The organism is Streptomyces hypolithicus, from assembly GCF_052934925.1.
Map to the genome: position 1 here is coordinate 3881333 of NZ_CM128811.1, position 15454 is coordinate 3896786.

18 protein-coding genes and 1 riboswitch are annotated in these 15454 nt (G+C 67.7%); of the genes, 11 read left to right on the forward strand and 7 right to left on the reverse strand.

Going from position 1 to position 15454, the window contains the following annotated elements; genetic code table 11:
* Nucleotides 1-86: 86 nt before the first annotated feature.
* Nucleotides 87-554, reverse strand: coding sequence for a thioredoxin-dependent thiol peroxidase (gene bcp, locus ACU6WZ_RS18320; RefSeq protein WP_447029118.1), 468 nt, complete (start codon nt 552-554; stop codon nt 87-89).
* 166 nt (nt 555-720) lie between these two features.
* On the opposite strand from bcp, the gene ACU6WZ_RS18325 reads away from it, so the two are divergent.
* The 3 genes from ACU6WZ_RS18325 to ACU6WZ_RS18335 all read left to right on the forward strand — a co-directional run bounded on the left by ACU6WZ_RS18325 (nt 721) and on the right by ACU6WZ_RS18335 (nt 1979).
* Nucleotides 721-1041: a DUF3618 domain-containing protein gene (locus tag ACU6WZ_RS18325; protein ID WP_447029119.1), complete on the forward strand. Its 321-nt coding sequence runs from the start codon at nt 721-723 to the stop codon at nt 1039-1041.
* Between the two features lie 106 nt (nt 1042-1147).
* Complete coding sequence (locus ACU6WZ_RS18330; RefSeq protein WP_447034117.1) at nt 1148-1444, forward strand: GroES family chaperonin; 297 nt, start codon at nt 1148-1150, stop codon at nt 1442-1444.
* Nucleotides 1445-1542: 98 nt separating this feature from the next.
* A riboswitch (guanidine-III (ykkC-III) riboswitch) is annotated at nt 1543-1610 on the forward strand.
* Nucleotides 1611-1658: 48 nt separating this feature from the next.
* Nucleotides 1659-1979, forward strand: a complete 321-nt coding sequence (locus tag ACU6WZ_RS18335; protein WP_447034118.1) for a DMT family transporter — start codon at nt 1659-1661, stop codon at nt 1977-1979.
* A gap of 60 nt (nt 1980-2039) precedes the next feature.
* Here ACU6WZ_RS18335 and ACU6WZ_RS18340 read toward each other — a convergent pair whose 3' ends face one another.
* The 3 genes from ACU6WZ_RS18340 to ACU6WZ_RS18350 all read right to left on the reverse strand — a co-directional run bounded on the left by ACU6WZ_RS18340 (nt 2040) and on the right by ACU6WZ_RS18350 (nt 6254).
* Nucleotides 2040-4505 (reverse strand): transglycosylase domain-containing protein, encoded by a 2466-nt coding sequence (locus ACU6WZ_RS18340; protein WP_447029120.1) that lies wholly within the window; start codon nt 4503-4505, stop codon nt 2040-2042.
* A 165-nt stretch (nt 4506-4670) separates the two neighbouring features.
* Nucleotides 4671-5549 (reverse strand): EamA family transporter, encoded by an 879-nt coding sequence (locus ACU6WZ_RS18345; RefSeq protein WP_447029121.1) that lies wholly within the window; start codon nt 5547-5549, stop codon nt 4671-4673.
* A gap of 48 nt (nt 5550-5597) precedes the next feature.
* Complete coding sequence (locus ACU6WZ_RS18350; RefSeq protein WP_447029122.1) at nt 5598-6254, reverse strand: nitroreductase family protein; 657 nt, start codon at nt 6252-6254, stop codon at nt 5598-5600.
* A gap of 133 nt (nt 6255-6387) precedes the next feature.
* Here ACU6WZ_RS18350 and ACU6WZ_RS18355 point away from each other — a divergent pair, with 133 nt between their 5' ends.
* Together ACU6WZ_RS18355 and ACU6WZ_RS18360 are read left to right on the forward strand one after the other, a co-directional pair.
* Nucleotides 6388-6876, forward strand: a complete 489-nt coding sequence (locus ACU6WZ_RS18355) for a MarR family winged helix-turn-helix transcriptional regulator (RefSeq protein WP_447029123.1) — start codon at nt 6388-6390, stop codon at nt 6874-6876.
* 114 nt (nt 6877-6990) lie between these two features.
* Nucleotides 6991-7689: a DUF1707 SHOCT-like domain-containing protein gene (locus ACU6WZ_RS18360; RefSeq protein WP_447034119.1), complete on the forward strand. Its 699-nt coding sequence runs from the start codon at nt 6991-6993 to the stop codon at nt 7687-7689.
* A 76-nt stretch (nt 7690-7765) separates the two neighbouring features.
* Here ACU6WZ_RS18360 and ACU6WZ_RS18365 read toward each other — a convergent pair whose 3' ends face one another.
* Nucleotides 7766-9052, reverse strand: coding sequence for an SGNH/GDSL hydrolase family protein (locus tag ACU6WZ_RS18365; protein ID WP_447029124.1), 1287 nt, complete (start codon nt 9050-9052; stop codon nt 7766-7768).
* Nucleotides 9053-9238: 186 nt separating this feature from the next.
* Between ACU6WZ_RS18365 and ACU6WZ_RS18370 the strand changes: the two genes are divergently transcribed.
* Nucleotides 9239-10657 (forward strand): DUF445 domain-containing protein, encoded by a 1419-nt coding sequence (locus ACU6WZ_RS18370; protein ID WP_447029125.1) that lies wholly within the window; start codon nt 9239-9241, stop codon nt 10655-10657.
* A gap of 469 nt (nt 10658-11126) precedes the next feature.
* Here the strand turns inward: ACU6WZ_RS18370 and ACU6WZ_RS18375 are convergent, their stop codons facing one another.
* Together ACU6WZ_RS18375 and ACU6WZ_RS18380 are read right to left on the reverse strand one after the other, a co-directional pair.
* Complete coding sequence (locus ACU6WZ_RS18375; protein WP_447029126.1) at nt 11127-11339, reverse strand: DUF397 domain-containing protein; 213 nt, start codon at nt 11337-11339, stop codon at nt 11127-11129.
* Nucleotides 11336-12157 (reverse strand): helix-turn-helix domain-containing protein, encoded by an 822-nt coding sequence (locus ACU6WZ_RS18380; protein WP_447029127.1) that lies wholly within the window; start codon nt 12155-12157, stop codon nt 11336-11338. Before ACU6WZ_RS18380 ends, ACU6WZ_RS18375 begins: the two co-directional genes overlap by 4 nt.
* A gap of 139 nt (nt 12158-12296) precedes the next feature.
* On the opposite strand from ACU6WZ_RS18380, the gene ACU6WZ_RS18385 reads away from it, so the two are divergent.
* The 5 genes from ACU6WZ_RS18385 to ACU6WZ_RS18405 all read left to right on the forward strand — a co-directional run bounded on the left by ACU6WZ_RS18385 (nt 12297) and on the right by ACU6WZ_RS18405 (nt 15454).
* Nucleotides 12297-12530, forward strand: coding sequence for a hypothetical protein (locus ACU6WZ_RS18385; RefSeq protein WP_447029128.1), 234 nt, complete (start codon nt 12297-12299; stop codon nt 12528-12530).
* Between the two features lie 166 nt (nt 12531-12696).
* The gene (locus ACU6WZ_RS18390) at nt 12697-12981 is read left to right on the forward strand and encodes a DUF7848 domain-containing protein (protein ID WP_447029129.1); all 285 of its coding nucleotides are present in this window, start codon (nt 12697-12699) and stop codon (nt 12979-12981) included.
* Between the two features lie 300 nt (nt 12982-13281).
* Entirely contained in the window at nt 13282-14400 is a 1119-nt protein-coding gene (locus ACU6WZ_RS18395; RefSeq protein WP_447029130.1) for a radical SAM protein, read from the forward strand.
* On the forward strand, nt 14397-14567 hold the full coding sequence (locus tag ACU6WZ_RS18400; RefSeq protein ID WP_447029131.1) for a hypothetical protein: 171 nt from the start codon (nt 14397-14399) through the stop codon (nt 14565-14567). The genes ACU6WZ_RS18395 and ACU6WZ_RS18400 overlap by 4 nt, the downstream gene beginning before the upstream one ends.
* An 80-nt stretch (nt 14568-14647) precedes the next feature.
* Nucleotides 14648-15454 carry an aminoglycoside phosphotransferase gene (locus tag ACU6WZ_RS18405; RefSeq protein WP_447029132.1) on the forward strand — a complete coding sequence of 269 codons (807 nt, stop codon included), beginning with the start codon at nt 14648-14650 and terminating at the stop codon, nt 15452-15454.

The following is a 15454-nucleotide window of genomic DNA, read 5'->3' on the forward strand; positions in this document are numbered from 1 at the left end:
GGGTTACGACGTCCAAGTGGAACGTGTGCCTGCATTTCACGGTCGCAAACCAAGGTCCCGAGTTGCGGGACCTTGGTCACAGTTCCTCAGAGTCCGAGGTCCTTGATGATCTTTGCTACGTGGCCGGTGGCCTTGACGTTGTAGAAGGCGTGCTCCACCTTGCCGTCCTCGCCGACGACGACTGTGGAGCGGATCACGCCGGTCACGGTCTTGCCGTAGAGCTTCTTCTCGCCGAAGGCGCCGTACGCCGTGATGACTTCCTTGGCCGGGTCGCCGACCAGGGTCACCTTGAGGTTCTCCTGCTCGCGGAACTTCGCGAGCTTCTCCGGCTTGTCGGGGGAGACGCCGATGACGTCGTATCCGGCGCCGGCCAGCAGTTCGAGGTTGTCGGTGAAGTCGCAGGCCTGTTTGGTGCAGCCGGGGGTGAGGGCGGCCGGGTAGAAGTAGACGATGACTTTGCGGCCCTGGTGGGCGGCGAGGGAGACCTCGGAGCCGTCGGCGTCGGGCAGGGTGAAGGCGGGGGCGGTATCGCCGGGCTTGAGTCGCTCGCTCATCAAGGTCTCCTCGGGTGGGATAAGAGGCGTTCGGGATTCGGGACTGCGCCTCTGAGCGTAATGGGGGTGCCGTGGGGTGCATTGCGGCCCGAGCTGACAGACTGTCGAGGTAGCGACGTACGACTACCCGATGCCGGATTCGGCCCACTAGCACGGAGGCAGCGCAGTGTCGGATGCCAGGAGCCCTGCCCAGATCGAGGCGGACATCAAGAGCCGGCGTGACCAGCTGGCTGTGACGCTGGACGAGATCGGGGTGCGGCTGCACCCGAAGACGATGGTCGGTGACGCGAAGGCGAAGGTCGTGTCCACGGTCGACAAGACCGCCGGGCGGGCGTTCGTCGCGGTGAACCGGGGTGTGTCCGGTGTGAAGGCGAAGTTCGTGTCGGACGAGGGCGCGCCGCGCCTGGAGCGGCTGGTTCCGGTGGTGCTGGTGGCGGTCGGTCTTGTGGGGCTGCTTGCCGTGTCGACGCGCCGCAGGCGGGGCTGACCCACCGGTTCCGGGTGGGCGGGTGCGGGCAGGTAGGTTCGGGGCCGTGAGCCAGAATCCCAGGCACGACAATCAGAATCCCGCGCACGACAAACTGCCCATCCGGATGCTGCACGACCGGGTGCTCGTCAGGTCGGACACGCCGGAGGGCGAGCGGCGCTCGGGCGGCGGCATCCTGATCCCGGCGACCGCCGCGGTCGGTAAGCGGCTGGCCTGGGCGGAGGTGGTCGCGGTCGGCCAGAACGTACGGACCGTGGTGCCGGGTGACCGGGTGCTGTACGACCCGGAGGACCGGGCGGAGGTCGAGGTGCGGGGCGTGGGGTATGTCCTGATGCGGGAGCGGGATCTGCACGCGGTGGCTTCGGAGCGGGTGTCGGAGGATTCGACGGGCCTGTATCTCTAGAGCTCCAGATCGCCGGCCCGCGCTGTCTGTGGCTGCGCGGGGTGGCCGAAAGGGCCGGTGACCATGGTCACCGGCCCTTTCGGCTGCCCTTCGTGGTGCCTTTGCTATGTTGGAAGCACCCCCGACGAGACGCGCCGTACCGGGTTGGACGCAAAGACGACGCATCCCGATGTATCGCTGTTTTCGCGTTTCGCTTTCGGAGGTGCTGTCCGTCATGGCTTGGGTTCTGCTGATTGTCGCTGGTCTGCTTGAGGTCGGCTGGTCGATCGGGATGAAGTACACCGACGGTTTCACGAGGCTGTGGCCCAGTGTGTTCACGGGTGCGGGGATCGTGGCGAGCATGCTGCTGTTGTCGCACGCGGCGAAAACGCTGCCGATCGGTACGGCGTACGGCGTGTGGGTCGGTATCGGCGCGGCGGGTGCGGCTGTGGTGGGCATGGTGGCGCTGGGTGAGCCGGCGACTGCTGCGCGGATCTTCTTTGTGTGTCTCCTGCTGGTGGCCGTGGTGGGGCTGAAGGCGACGTCCGGGCATTAGCCGGGCGTTGGCCGGGCGTTGGCCGGGCGTTATTGGGTCGGGAAGCGGTCCCCGCCGGGGTCAGCGGGGGTCGGCTCTGGGGCCGCCCAGGAGGCCGGCTGTGGGGAGGCCGGCGGCTCCGTCCGTCGCGGTGCCCGCGTCCGCGCCACCCCGGGTGGGTCCGTTCGCGCTGCGGGGGCCGCCCGCGCCCGTATCCGTACCTGTGCCCGTATCCGTACCGCCCGTGTCCGTCGTTTCTCCTGGGGTGGTGAGGCCGTCGGTGTCGTCCCCCGAGGGGGCGGGCGTCTCGCTGGCGCCCGGGGTGGGTTCGGCCGATCCGGCGCCCGGCTCCGAGGGGTCGGGCTCGCCGGTGTCCGGGTCTGCGTCCGGGTCCTGGTCCGGGTCCGCGTCGGGGTCCGCCTCGCCGGGCGGCGGAGAGGCCGGCTCGTCCGCCCCCGCCTCCACCTGGAGGTTGAAGTCCCGCACAGCCGTTCCCTCGAGCGCCGCTGCCGTGTACTGGCCCCAGATCTCGGCCGGCGCCCCGCCGCCGTTGATGCGGGCCAGCCCGAGCGCTCCGTACAGCGGTTTCTGGACGCCTGTGCCGGGGTCCTGGCCCATCACCGCGACGACCGTCGCCAGCTCGGGGGTGTACCCGGCGAACCACGCAGCCTTGTCCTCTTCCGCGGTGCCGGTCTTGCCGGCGGCGGGGCGGCCCGCGGACTGGGCGGCCGTGCCGGTGCCGCCGTCCACGACGCTGCGCAGCACGGACGTCGTGGTGTCGGCGGCCTCCCGGGTGACGCTCTGACCGGCGGCCCCGGTGTCGGGCTTGGGCAGGGCGACGTTCTGGCCGTCCTTGGTGATCTTCTCGACGATGGTGTACGCGCTGCGCTCCCCGTGGTTGGCCAGCGTCGCGTACGCCTCGGTCATGTCCAGGACGCTGGCGGTGGCGACCCCGAGCGCGATCGACGGGTAGGCGTCGAGGCTGGGGGTGTTCGCGGGCAGGCCGAGGGCGACGGCGGTCTCCTTGACGTCGGCGGGGCCGACGTCCTGCGCCATCTGGGCGTACACCGCGTTGACGGACTTGTCGGTGGCGGTGCGGACGGTGACCTGGCCGTACGACACGTCGTCCTCGTTCGCGGGTGAGTAGTCGGTTGGCCCGCTGGGGCCCTGCACCGGCCGTTTGTTGGTGCCGTCGTAGTAGGTGTTGGGGGTGATCCGCTCGCCGCTCTGCGTGGTGGAGTCGTTCTCGACGGCGGAGGTGAAGACGAACGGCTTGAAGGTGGAGCCGACTTGGTAGTCGCGGCGCGTCGCGTTGTTGACGTACTGCTTCGTGTAGTCGATGCCGCCGTACATGGCGACGACCTTGCCGCTCGCCGGTTCGATGGAGGCGCCGCCGACGCGCACGTTGCGGTCGGCCTCGCGGTCGTCGCTGAGCTGGGATGTCACCTTGTCGTCGACGGCTTCGGCGATGGCGTTCTGCCTGTCCTTGTCCAGGGTGGTGGTGATGCGGTAGCCGCCGGTGGCCAGCGTGTCCTCGTTGATGATCTTGTTGCTGGTGAGGTGGTCCTCGACGGCCTGCACGATGTAGCCGCGCTGTCCCGAGAGCCCGGACGCCGGCCTGGCCTCGCGCGGGGCGGGGAAACTGGCCGCGGCGCGAGCGGTGGGGCTCAGCCACGTCTCCTGCACCATGCCGTCGAGTACGTAGTTCCAGCGGGCCAGGGCGCTCGGCCGGTTCTCGGGGTGTGCGGCGGTGTCGTACGCGTTGGGGGCGTTGAGGAGCGAGGCGAGATAGGCGCCCTGGGGGGCGTCGATGTCGTCGACGTCCTTGCCGTAGTACGCCTGGGCGGCGGCCTGGATGCCGTAGGCGTTGCGGCCGAAGTAGCTGGTGTTGAGGTACCCCTCGAAGATGTCGTTCTTGCTCTCTTCGCGGTCGAGCTTGATCGAGATGAAGAACTCCTTCACCTTGCGGGTGATGGTCTGTTCCTGGCGGAGGTAGTAGTTCTTCACGTACTGCTGGGTGATGGTGGAGCCGGACTGTTTGCCCTTGCCCGTGGCGGTGTTCCAGGCGGCGCGGATCATCGCCTGCGGGTCGATGGCCCGCTCGGAGTGGAAGTCGCGGTCCTCGGCGGCCAGTACGGCGTGCTGGACGGTCTTGGGGACCTGGGCGAGCGTCACGTTCTCGCGGTTGACTTCGCCGTCGCGGGCGAGCTGGCTGCCGTCGGCGTACAGGTAGACGTTGCTCTGCGCGGTGGCGGCGCTGTTGGCGGGCGGGATCTCGACGAGGTTGTAGCCGGCGACGAACGCGCCGCACAGAAGCAGGGTCAGCAACAGGAAGGTGCCGAGGAGCATGCGCCAGGTGGGGACGAGGCGGCGCAGGCCGGTGCGCTTGGGGCGGGCCGCCTTGGCCTTTCCGCTCTGGTTCTTGCCGCTCCCGCCGCTCCCGCCGCTCCCGCCGCTCTTGGCGTTCTTGGCTTTCTTGCCCGGGCCGCCGGGGGCCGAGGGGTCCCGGGGTGCCCAGCCCTGGGGCTGCTGTGGCTCGTCGCTCATGTCTGTTGGGACTCCCTGGGCGGTGCCAGAGGTTCACGCTCCGGCATAACAGTGTCGTATCGGGCGATTCACCTGGTACGCCCACGTACACCCATACTGCACGCCCGCGCGGGCCGGACCTCCGATCCCCAGCCATAAATGCCTGCGGGTGCTGACCCCATTGGGCTACGGTCGGGGGCTTTGGTGCTTCGTACGGCGCTGCGCCAGGACGACGGCTCCTACGACGGCGGCCGCGCCCAGGAGTTGGAGAGGCCGCAGGGCCTGGTCCAGGAAGAGGTAGCCGAGAACGGTCGCGCACAGGGGTGAGGCGAACGAAAGGAACGAGGCGGCCAGCGCGGGCAGGCGCGCGAGTCCGTCGAACCACAGGACGTAGGCGATCAGTGCGCCGATGATGCTCAGGTAGGCGAAGCCGCCGATGTTCCCCCAGGTCAGGTGGTCCGGCAGAGGCTCGCTGGCCAGCATGACCGGTACGAGGACCAGGCCGCCAACGCTGAGCTGCCAGCCGGTGAACGTCAGGAGCGAGACGCCTTCGGGGCGGCCCCATCGCTTGGTTAGTACGATGCCGCAGGCCATGGACAGTGCGCCGAGAAGGCCCGCGAGTACGCCGATGGCGTCCATGTCTGCCTGCGGCCGGAGGACCAGCAGGGCGACGCCGGCGACGGCGAGCACACAGGCGCCGACGTGGATCGGCTTGATCTTTTCGTTGAGCAGGAGCGGGCCCAGCAGCAGCACGATCATCGGCTGGATGGTCATGACCAGAGCCGCCACGCCGCCGGGCAGGTGATACGCGGCGAGGAAGAGGCAGTAGAAGAAGGCGCCGATGTTCAGCACACCCAGGGCGGCGGCCCGGCCCCACCAGATGCCCTTGGGCAGCACCCGGGTCAGCAGCAGGAGGATCAGCCCGGCCGGCAGGGCACGCATGGTGGAAGCGAGCAGGGGCCGGTCGGGCGGCAGGAACTCGGTGGTGATCAGGTAGGTCGAGCCCCACACCGCCGGCGCCAGGGCGGTCAGTGCGGAGGTGGTTGCCAGCCGTCGGGTTGTCATTGGGTTGTCATTTCCTGGATCCGGAGTCGGTGGTACCGATGGCAGCGGTCATCGGCCGTAGGTCTCGCTGAAGCAGGTCAGCGCGCGGTCCCGGCGGCCGGGATGGAGCCGGGTCTCGGCGGGATAGCCCAGCGGCATGAGCAAGGCGATGTGCAGGTCGTCGCGGCCGGCGATACCGATGGCCTTCTTGACCTGGCCCTCGTCCCAGCCGTTCATCGGACTCGTGGCCAGCCCTGCGGCCGCAGCCGCGATCATGAGGAACGAGGCGGCGATCATTGTGTCTTTGACCGCGTACTCGCGCTCCAACCCGCGTGTCCGCAGACCCTCCTGGAAGAGTCGGGCGTCCCCGGGCAAGGCGGCGGCGAAACTCTCGGACCACGCCCCGCTACCGCGGGCTGCGTCCCACACGTCGCTGCGGTCCTCGTGGAGGGCTGCCGACTCGGCCACGAACACCAGCATCACCGGTGCCTCCCGCGGGTGCGGCTGGCCTCCGGTGGCTTCCGTGAGTGCTTTGAGTCTCTGCTCGCCGGTGACCGTGACGATGGAGCGAGCCTGAAGGTTGTAGCTCGACGGCGCCTCCAGGGCCAGGTCGGTCAGCTCGCGCAGGAGCGGGGCGGGGACCGGGTCCGGCCGGTAGTGGCGGATGCTGCGACGCGAACGGATGACGTCCGCCACGCTGGACTGATCTGCGGCTGCGTTACTCACGGAGAGAAACCTTTCGATGTGGAACTATCTGACATCGAAAAAATAATCCTGACTTAGGCTCATGTCAAACAGTTCCACATCGAACCAATAAATCAGTGAACCAATCGAATCCAACGAAGGTGAGGGAACGCTCATGCGCGACTCGGTCGACCACTTCCTCGACCAGTGGGCTGCCCAACGCTCTGACCTCGACCTCGAAGCCATGGGCGCGGTAGGGCGACTCCTGCGGCTCTCGCGGCTCGTCAGCGCCCAGGTCGGTCAGTACTTCTCCGAGCACTCCATGGAGACCTGGGAGTTCGACGTCCTCGCCACGCTCCGCCGCAGCGGCCGGCCCCTGACCCCCAAGGAGCTCGCAGCCAGTGTCATGATCAGCTCCGCCGCCCTCACCAACCGGGTGGACCGGCTGGCAGCGCAAGGTCTCGTCATCCGCGAGGCCGTGCCCGGTGACCGCCGCAGCATCCACATCATGCTCACCGACAAAGGGCGCGATCTCGTCGACAGCACCGTGGAAGGACACGTCCGCAACGAGCGGAGAATCCTCGCCGGCCTGGACAGCGGGGACTGCGAGGAACTGAACCGGGTCCTGCGTATTCTGCTCGTCTCCCTCGGGGACAGCCGCTGACCCCGGACGACGTACGCGAACCGGTCGGCGCTGTGAACACACTGGGACCCTGAACACTGGGACGGGGACGGCGCGTTGACTAGTGTGATGGGCATGACCAGTGGATTCCCGGAAATGCGAGCCTCCGACGCGGAGCGCGAAAGAGTCGCCGAGGTGCTGCGCGACGCGGTTGCCGAGGGGCGGCTGGACATGGAGGAGTTCGACCAGCGCCTGGACGCGGTCTACCGGGCGCGGACGTACGGGGAGCTGGAACCGCTGGTCCGTGACCTTCCGGCGCCGGGCGGCTCGGCCGCTCCCGTCGCCGCCGTGGACTCTTCGCGTACGTCGGCCTCCTGGCCGCCGGCCCGGATCGGCGGCCCGGCGACGTCGCGGGGCGCGTTCGCGTTCTGGGGCGGGTTCAGCCGCAAGGGAACCTGGACGGTGGGTCAGAGGTTCACGGCGTTCGCGATGATGGGCGGCGGCGAGATCGACCTGCGCGAGGCGCGTTTCGAGGACCGCGACATCGTGATCCGCTGCTTCACGATCATGGGGGGCGTGCAGGTCACGGTCCCGCCGGGCCTGGACGTGCACGTCAACGGCATCGGCTTCATGGGCGGATTCGGCGATCTGACCGGGGAGACGGACGAGCCGGTGGCGCCCGACTCGCCGCGGGTGCGGGTCACCGGGTTCGCCCTGATGGGCGGGGTGGGCGTGGAACGCAAGGTCACGCGCGCGGAGAAGCAGCGCCTGAAGGAGGCGCGCAGGCAGCAGAAGCTGGAGAAGAAGGCCCGGGGGGAGGGGGAGGGGGGAGCCGGCCGCAAGGAGCTGGGCTGAGCCCTGCTCACCGGCCGGCCGGGCCTCCCGTACCCGTCACGCGGTCCCAGTACCCCTCACTCGGTCCCCGCACCCCTCACGCGCCGGCCGCGTCCGCGCTCCTGCTCAGGCTGGCCAGGTCGAACACCTCGCCCATCCGCTGGTAGCCCGCGTCGCTCGGGTGCAGGTGGTCGCCCGAGTCGTACGCCGGGAGCAGCCGGTCGGGGGCGTAGGGGTCGCGCAGGGCCTGGTCGAAGTCGACGACGGCGTCGAAGATGCCGCGCGTACGGACCGCCTCGTTCACGGTGTCGCGCACCGCTTCCAGCTGCGGGCTGAACGACCGGGTTCCACCGAACGGCATCAGCGTGGCGCCCACGACCCGCAGTCCGCGGGTCCGCGCCTGGCGCGCCAGTTGCTCCATCGCGCCGGTGATGCGCGCCGCGTTCGTCTCGTGCGGGGTCCGCAGGATGTCGTTGATGCCGAGCACGATGACGACGGCCTTCACACCGGAGCGCGACAGCACGTCACGGTCGAAGCGCGTGAGGGCGCTCTGGCCGCCACCGTCCTTGAGCAGACGGTTGCCGCTGATGCCCGCGTTGAGGACGCCGTAACGCCCGTCGAGGCGGTCGGCGAGGACGTCGGGCCAGCGGCGGTTCGCGCCGGCCGTGGACGTGACGCCGTCGGTGATGGAGTCGCCGATGACGACGACCGCGCCCTGCGCCCGGCCGCTCAGCACATCGACGCCGGTGAGGTAACGCCAGTACGGCGTCTGCCCGGTGTAGACGGTGCCGAGGGACTCCTCCGTACGGTCGCCGTCCGCGACGTACGACGTCTGGCGCGCCCGGGGGTGGTAGGTGACCGGGCCGCTGGGGGTGGGGGAGTAGGTGGTGACGAGCAGGTCCGCGTCGTACGGAACTGTCAGCTGGGCCGAGTCGCTGACGACCTGTCCGCCGGGCGGGATCACGACCGAGGGGGCGCCGGCGAAGGTCAGGCGGCGCATGGTGCCGGTCGCGGCGGTCGGGGCGCCGGGGGTTTCGGCGACGGCGATCGACGCGTGCGTGATGCGCAGCGGCTGGGTGCCGAAGACGTTGGAGAGGGTGATGCGGGCGCCGGTGCCGCCGATGCTGGTGTGTACGACGTTACGGATGGAACGCCCGGGAAAGCCTTGCTGCGTGCCCGGTTCGGCGAAGACGGGCGCCGTGGACCAGGTGCCGATCCAGGAACCGGAGGTGGCGGGGGCCGCCGAGCGCAGTGGCGTACGGGGCTGGGCCTGGGTGGTGTCGTCGGTGCCGCCGAGCGTCGCTGTGGTGAAGATGGCCCCCGAGATGAGGACCACTATCACTGCGAGCGCGGCGAGCAAGGCATAACCGTTGCGCTTGGCCATGCTCGGTGTGTCTCCTCGGGCGCGGGGAGCTTGGGGCTGGGAGGCCGGGGCTCCGGACGGTCTCACTCCATGATGCGCCATTGCACCGGACTGACAGACGCCGGGAACTCCTCATGCGTTCCAGGAGTAGGTCAGGCAGGGAAAATACGTACGAGATGGTGCGGGCAAAACGGACAGGTGGAGCGGATGGATCGTAAGAAAAGGGAAACTGACGGCATGTCGGGCGAAGGTGATTCTGCCCACTCGGCACCACCTTCCGCGCCTTCTGCCGCCTCTGCTGGCTCTCCCGGCCCGTCGGCCCAGGTGTCGTCGTCTCCGGTCTCGTCGCCCGCATCGCGGCCTCCGTTCGCTTACAGCGCGGCCGACGAGGAGAAGCGGCAGGGCGTACGCCGCATGAAGGCGACGGCGACGGGGCTGCTGCTGCTGGTCGCCCTGATCTACGTACTGGCGACCTGGGCGGAGAACTCGGGCATCGACGGCTGGCCGGCGTATGTCGCGGCGGCGGCCGAGGCCGGCATGGTGGGCGCGCTCGCGGACTGGTTCGCCGTGACCGCTCTCTTCAAGCGTCCCATGGGCCTGCCCATCCCGCACACCGCTATCATCCCGACGAAAAAGGACCAGCTGGGCACCACGCTGGGCTCGTTCGTCGGCGAGAACTTCCTCTCCGAGGACGTCGTACGCACCCGCCTGCACGCCATCGGAATCGGCGGTCGGGTCGGCACCTGGCTCGCGGAACCGGCCCACGCGGACCGGGTGACCGAGGAACTGTCCACGGCCCTGCGCGGCGCCCTCACCGTCCTGCGCGACTCCGACGTGCAGGCGGTCGTCGGCGAGGCCATCACGCGGCGCGCGGACGCGGCCGAGATCGCGCCGGGGATCGGCAAGGCGCTGGACAAGGTCGTCGACGACGGCGCGCACCACCGGGCCGTCGACCTGATCTGCGGCCGCGCACACGACTGGCTGGTGCTGCACGGGGACTCGGTGATGGAGGCCGTTCAGGGCGGGGCGCCGGGCTGGACGCCGCGCTTCGTGGACCGGAAGGTCGGCGACCGGGTCTACAAGGAACTGCTGCGTTTCATCTCCGAGATGCGAGACATGCCGCACCACCCGGCGCGCGGCGCGATCGACCGCTTCCTCACCGATTTCGCCTCCGACCTCCAGTCGGACACCGACACGCGGGCGAGGGTCGAGCGGATGAAGTCGGAGGTCCTGGGGCGGGGTGAGGTGCAGGACGTGATCGCGTCGGCCTGGGCGTCCGTACGCACCATGATCATTTCGGCGGCGGAGGACGAGCAGAGCGAACTGCGCCTGCGCGTAAGGGCTTCGCTGCTCTCGCTGGGCACGCGGCTGGCGACGGACGGGCGGCTGCAGGGAAAGCTGGAGGGGTGGGTGGAGGACGCGGCGGTGTACGTGGTGACGACGTACCGCGGCGAGATCACCTCCCTGATCAGCGACACGGTGGCGGGCTGGGACGCGGAACAGACGTCGAAGAAGATCGAGGCCCACATCGGCCGGGACCTGCAGTTCATCCGCATCAACGGCACGGTGGTGGGCGCGCTGGCGGGGCTGCTGATCTACACGGTGTCGCAGGCGGTGAGCGGGTAGGCGACCGCGTCGGGTTCTCGTGTACGCGTACGCGCACGCGCTGGGCGCGTGACCGCCTGTCGAGTAGGTCACGCGCCCAGCATGTGGGGGAGTTGCCGGTTAGTACGTACCGCGCCCCACGCTTGTTCAGCCGCGCCGGTAATCACCCCCGCCTCCGCCTAACCGCCCGACGTAGGCACTCTCCCCTCGCGGGGCACTGACGGATGCAGGGCCAGACCGCCCTTACCTGCGAGACCCGTCGGCACTGCGCACTGCCCGTCGCAGCCGAGCCAAGAGTGCTGTCTGGCCTCCGCCGCGTGGGGGAAGCCCGGTCGGGCCGTACTCGGCGTCTGTCAAGTCTCGCTAGGAGCAACGTCACGCAGTGTCAGTCGCAGCAGGTCACGGCGTTGCGGCGCTCGGGCACTGCTCCGTGTGCCGTCATGACAGCGGCCCCCGCCGTTGGCGAGGGCCGCTCACTCGGGGTCTGGGCTCAGGCGCCGAAGTCTCCGCCTCGGGCGGCGGAGACGAAGGATGACCACGCCGATGCCTCGAAGACGAGCGCCGGGCCGTGCGGGTCCTTGGAGTCACGGACAGGTACGACGCCAGGGAGGTTTTCGGCGACTTCGAGGCAGTCGCCCCCGTTGTTGCTGCTGTAGCTGGACTTGCGCCATACCGCGCCGGGCAGGCTGCTTGCGCTGATCATGGTTTCAGTTCCTTCATGGCGTCAGTGATCAGGCCGATTGACTGGTCAGGAGACAGAGCAACCGCCCTGAGCAGATCATAGGCGCGGGCAGCTTCCTTGATGTCTGCCGGTTGCGCAAGGATCTGCCCTTGCAGGAAGCCGTCTACGTAGACCACGTCCGGACCTTCGTCCAGCGTAAGGGCGGCAAACGGACCGCCAACTCCTGCATGGGCGCCGCCGTCGTACGGCACCACCTGAACGACGTTGCTCGGCGTCTGGGCAGCAGTGACCAAGCGCTCAAGCTGGGCCCGCATCGTCTCTGGACTGCCCATGCACCGACGTAACACGTTCTCATCAAGGACTACCCACAGCTCGGGCGGTGCGTCTCGCGTCAAGATTCGTTGCCGCTCCATGCGCGCGGTAACCAACTCGTCGACACGGTCAGCGTCAGGCCGACCAGCCGAGAGCACTGCCCGCGCGTAGTCCTCAGTCTGCAGAAGTCCTGGCATCACCTGTACTTGGAAGGACCGGATGATTGTCGCCGCCTCTTCGAGTTCGACGAACGGCCGGAACCAGGACGGATACGCGTACTTGATGACGAGTGGCCACAGCCGTTGGAAGTGGTCGACCGTGCCGAACGTCTCGTCGCAGACCTGGGACAACTCCCGTGATGGGAGCCGCTTGGCCGCTTCGATCTTGTTCAGCAGCGACGGCGCGATGTGGACTCGCTTCGCTAGCTCTCGCTGTGAGATACCCGCCTCTTCGCGGCGCCGCCGAAGATCGGTCGCATAGAACGAAAGAACGGAAGCCGAAGGGTCAAGCTCATCGGCATATGCCATTCGTGCACCCCCTCCAATTGACTGTGGGTGTTGTCAACGCTGCCCCCCTGTCGAGCCTACGCGCGGAGGGCAACGCTGTTCATACACAACGTGATTGGCCGCCTGAAAGAGGGCGGACACCAAGGCTTACGGAGTGGTTATGGCACGGCAGGCGGAGGAACGGCCCCCGGAGCGCGGGGCACTCGTCTACGACCCGGTGGCGCGCAAGGTAGGGGAGTACCGGGACAAGGCCGGTCCGTACGCGATCCTGCGCCCCGTGGGCGTGGGCTGCGAGTGGAAGGCCGACCCGAAGCAGATCCGTCCGGCCACGCCGGCGGAACGAATGAGCGCCGGAGTGAAGGCGGCTAACAACCGTGCCGGGCGGACGCCGTGAGTGCGCCGAGCTATGACACGAGCCGTCCGCCCGTTCCCATTCCCGGCTGTGCGGCGTGCGCTGAGCTTGCCGAGCGGCGCGAGGACGCGCGCGCCGAGTTCGACGGGAGCAAGGAGACTGACGTCAATGTGTTGATGCGTCAGCATCAGCGGCAGGAGCACCGCACATGAGCCGGCGAACCTTTCGATACGTCGCCTTCTCGATCGTGCAGGACGCGATGGCAGAGCCGGAGTACGCGGCGCGTTGCGTCTCGGGGAACGAATCCGAGTGCGGTGCCGAGTCCGGCGTCAGGCACCATCCTGCCGAGGTCGAGGAATGGCAGCGTCAGCACACTCAGGAGACGCGGCACGTGCGCTATCGCCGGAACTTCGCGGACTACGCGGTCATGGAGCCCCAGGACGGTCTTCCGATCGAGCTGCAACCGGCGCGCGTCGCGCGGGTACATGCATGAAGCGCTTACGAGGCTGGAAGGTGACGGCTGACGGCGCCTTCTGGGGCGGGATCCTCATGATCAGCAGCGTTAGCGGCCTCTTGGCCGTGATCGCCCTCGCTGTGACCCGGCAGCTACCGCCGTGAGGTAGCCCGGTGTGTAGGCGGAAGTACCGCCTGAAGCCCCCTGCCGGGGATGCCCTGACCGTGGCTCTCCCTATTCCATGAAACCCCTGGCAGGGGAGCGGGTCAAGCTCCCGCCCTGGTCGGCGGACAGACAGCACGGCGACTGGAGCGCGTCCACAACGACAGCGGAGGACACATGCACCAAGTTATTGCCAGCCCGCAGCATGACAAGTTCGTCATTGTGCGTCCCGGTGCGCGCAAGGGGATGCAGATTCCGCGCGCTATGTACCGTGAATTGTCGGGGGCGGCATCTGAGGGCAGGCCGGTTCCGCCGTGGCTTGCCGACGCAGCGCGGCAGGCGTGGGGACTGGAACTCTCCGAGCAGTCCAGCAAGGGCACTATCCTTGTCCGCCCCATCACCCGGCAGAACTACAGCCGCGCCACCTACGAGATCAACAAAGGCTGCAACTTCAATTGCGAGCACTGCTATCTCGCTGAGCGCAAGTTTTCTGGTATATCCCGAGGTGAGAAAAACCGTCTACTTGCCATGTTGCGTGACGCGGGCGTTCTGTGGCTTCAGTTCACGGGCGGTGAGCCCACCATTGACCAGGACTTCGGCCACGCCTACCGGCAGGCTTACGGCATGGGAATGATGATCGAGATTCTCACTAACGGGTCTCGACTGCATCGCCCGGAAACGATCGACCTCCTTTCCTCTATGCCACCGCACAAGGTGACTGTTTCACTTTACGGCGCGTCCGCAGAGAGCTTCGATTCGCTGACGCGAAAGCCGGGCGCATTTGAACTCTTACGGAAGGGTCTCAGGGCCGCTCAAGAAGCCGGGGTTTCGCTCGAACTCGCGTTGATCATCACAAAGCACAACGCGCATGAAGTGGACGCCATGCGCGCCATGGGAGAACGGTACGCCGCGACGTTCACGGAATACGCGAACATCTCGCCCACGTATGACGGCAACCCCGAACCGCTTGCCGCACAAGCGCCGGGATTCCTGGACAAGTCCACGGTATTCAAGGGCTGTCCGGCTGGGCACGCGTTCTTTCATGTGGACCCCCATGGATTCGCAACCATGTGCAAAGTCGGCCGAGAGAATCCAGTCAATTTGATGACTGAGGGGCTGGATGGCCTCTTGCGTCTGCCTGCTATCGCAGATGCCCAAATGCTTCGCTCCGGTGGCTGTAGCGGCTGTCAGCTCTCGGCTACCTGCCGAGTGTGCCGGCCGCTCGCGAAGGCTTACCAGGAAGCGAAGGCACCACTGGAAACCTACTGTCAACACGGAAACGGAGATGCAGCATGACCGCAGTAGCCGTAGAGATCACACCCCGACGGGTGGTAGTGCCGACCGAATTGGGCTCCCTTGCCGCAGCGAGCCCTGAGCCCGTCGGCGTGGTCATCGTTGATGACGTGGAGGCGCTGACCGAGGGCACGGTACCCGGCTGTAACGACGACAACCCGTATCGGTAAGCGCGTATCCCGCGCGGGCGTCACGGCGTTCATACGTTCGTGGGGCCCGCGCGGCCCGTCGTGTGAGAGTGTGAGGAACCGTGGCAACAACACGAATCGCCTTCGAAGATCTGCCGTCTCCCGTTCTCGCTGCCATCGAAGAGCAGACAGGGCCGATGCTCAAGATCGAGCCTGCAAGTCAAGGCTTCAATAGCGAGATTGGGGCCCGGGTATTCGCTGAGTCCGGCGCTTTCTTCATCAAGGGGCTACGCGCCGACCATAAGCGCGTATGGACACAGCGCCGGGAAGCTGAGGTAAACCTCTTCCTCGCCGGTATTGCCCCCGCGCTGCTCTGGCACATCGAAGAATCCGGATGGGATCTCTTGGGTTTCGAAGCCCTAGAAGGCCATCACGCAGACTACTCGCCGGACTCGCCTGACCTGCCGAAGGTTGCCGACCTGCTGTGCCGGCTCGGGGAAGTCGACTGCCCGGATATTGAGCTTCGACTCGCTGAACAACGCCTGGAGCATTACGCAGCCAGGACGCCAGATCTCGACTACTTCGCGGGCAACTCGCTGCTACACACAGACCTCAACCATGCCAACGTGCTTGTTGACGACACGGCGCATCTCGTTGATTGGGCATGGGCAACACGCGGAGCCGCATGGCTGGACGCCGGGTATTGGGTCGTGTGGCTCATGTCGGACGGAGGCCACGACCCAACGTCGGCGGAGCAATGGGCGGGCAGGGTTCCCGCATGGCGCACGGCCCCGGCTCAAGGCATCGCAGCTTTTGCCCAAGCCACATCGAACGTGTGGGAAGAAATCGCTGGAGACGACCCGGACCCGTGGACGGCGCGCATGTTCAACGCGGCTCGTCGTTGGGCGCGGTACCGGCAGAACGTCTAG

Excerpts from the sequence above, each read along its gene's own strand:
- bcp (WP_447029118.1), bottom strand. The coding sequence starts at position 554 with ATGAGCGAGCGACTCAAGCCCGGCGATACCGCCCCCGCCTTCACCCTG.
- ACU6WZ_RS18330 (WP_447034117.1), top strand. The coding sequence starts at position 1,148 with ATGCTGCACGACCGGGTGCTCGTCAGGTCGGACACGCCGGAGGGCGAG.
- ACU6WZ_RS18335 (WP_447034118.1), top strand. The coding sequence starts at position 1,659 with ATGGCTTGGGTTCTGCTGATTGTCGCTGGTCTGCTTGAGGTCGGCTGG.
- ACU6WZ_RS18340 (WP_447029120.1), bottom strand. The coding sequence starts at position 4,505 with ATGAGCGACGAGCCACAGCAGCCCCAGGGCTGGGCACCCCGGGACCCC.
- ACU6WZ_RS18345 (WP_447029121.1), bottom strand. The coding sequence starts at position 5,549 with ATGACAACCCGACGGCTGGCAACCACCTCCGCACTGACCGCCCTGGCG.
- ACU6WZ_RS18355 (WP_447029123.1), top strand. The coding sequence starts at position 6,388 with ATGCGCGACTCGGTCGACCACTTCCTCGACCAGTGGGCTGCCCAACGC.
- ACU6WZ_RS18360 (WP_447034119.1), top strand. The coding sequence starts at position 6,991 with ATGCGAGCCTCCGACGCGGAGCGCGAAAGAGTCGCCGAGGTGCTGCGC.
- ACU6WZ_RS18365 (WP_447029124.1), bottom strand. The coding sequence starts at position 9,052 with ATGGCCAAGCGCAACGGTTATGCCTTGCTCGCCGCGCTCGCAGTGATA.
- ACU6WZ_RS18370 (WP_447029125.1), top strand. The coding sequence starts at position 9,239 with ATGGATCGTAAGAAAAGGGAAACTGACGGCATGTCGGGCGAAGGTGAT.
- ACU6WZ_RS18375 (WP_447029126.1), bottom strand. The coding sequence starts at position 11,339 with ATGATCAGCGCAAGCAGCCTGCCCGGCGCGGTATGGCGCAAGTCCAGC.
- ACU6WZ_RS18380 (WP_447029127.1), bottom strand. The coding sequence starts at position 12,157 with ATGGCATATGCCGATGAGCTTGACCCTTCGGCTTCCGTTCTTTCGTTC.
- ACU6WZ_RS18385 (WP_447029128.1), top strand. The coding sequence starts at position 12,297 with ATGGCACGGCAGGCGGAGGAACGGCCCCCGGAGCGCGGGGCACTCGTC.
- ACU6WZ_RS18390 (WP_447029129.1), top strand. The coding sequence starts at position 12,697 with ATGAGCCGGCGAACCTTTCGATACGTCGCCTTCTCGATCGTGCAGGAC.
- ACU6WZ_RS18395 (WP_447029130.1), top strand. The coding sequence starts at position 13,282 with ATGCACCAAGTTATTGCCAGCCCGCAGCATGACAAGTTCGTCATTGTG.
- ACU6WZ_RS18400 (WP_447029131.1), top strand. The coding sequence starts at position 14,397 with ATGACCGCAGTAGCCGTAGAGATCACACCCCGACGGGTGGTAGTGCCG.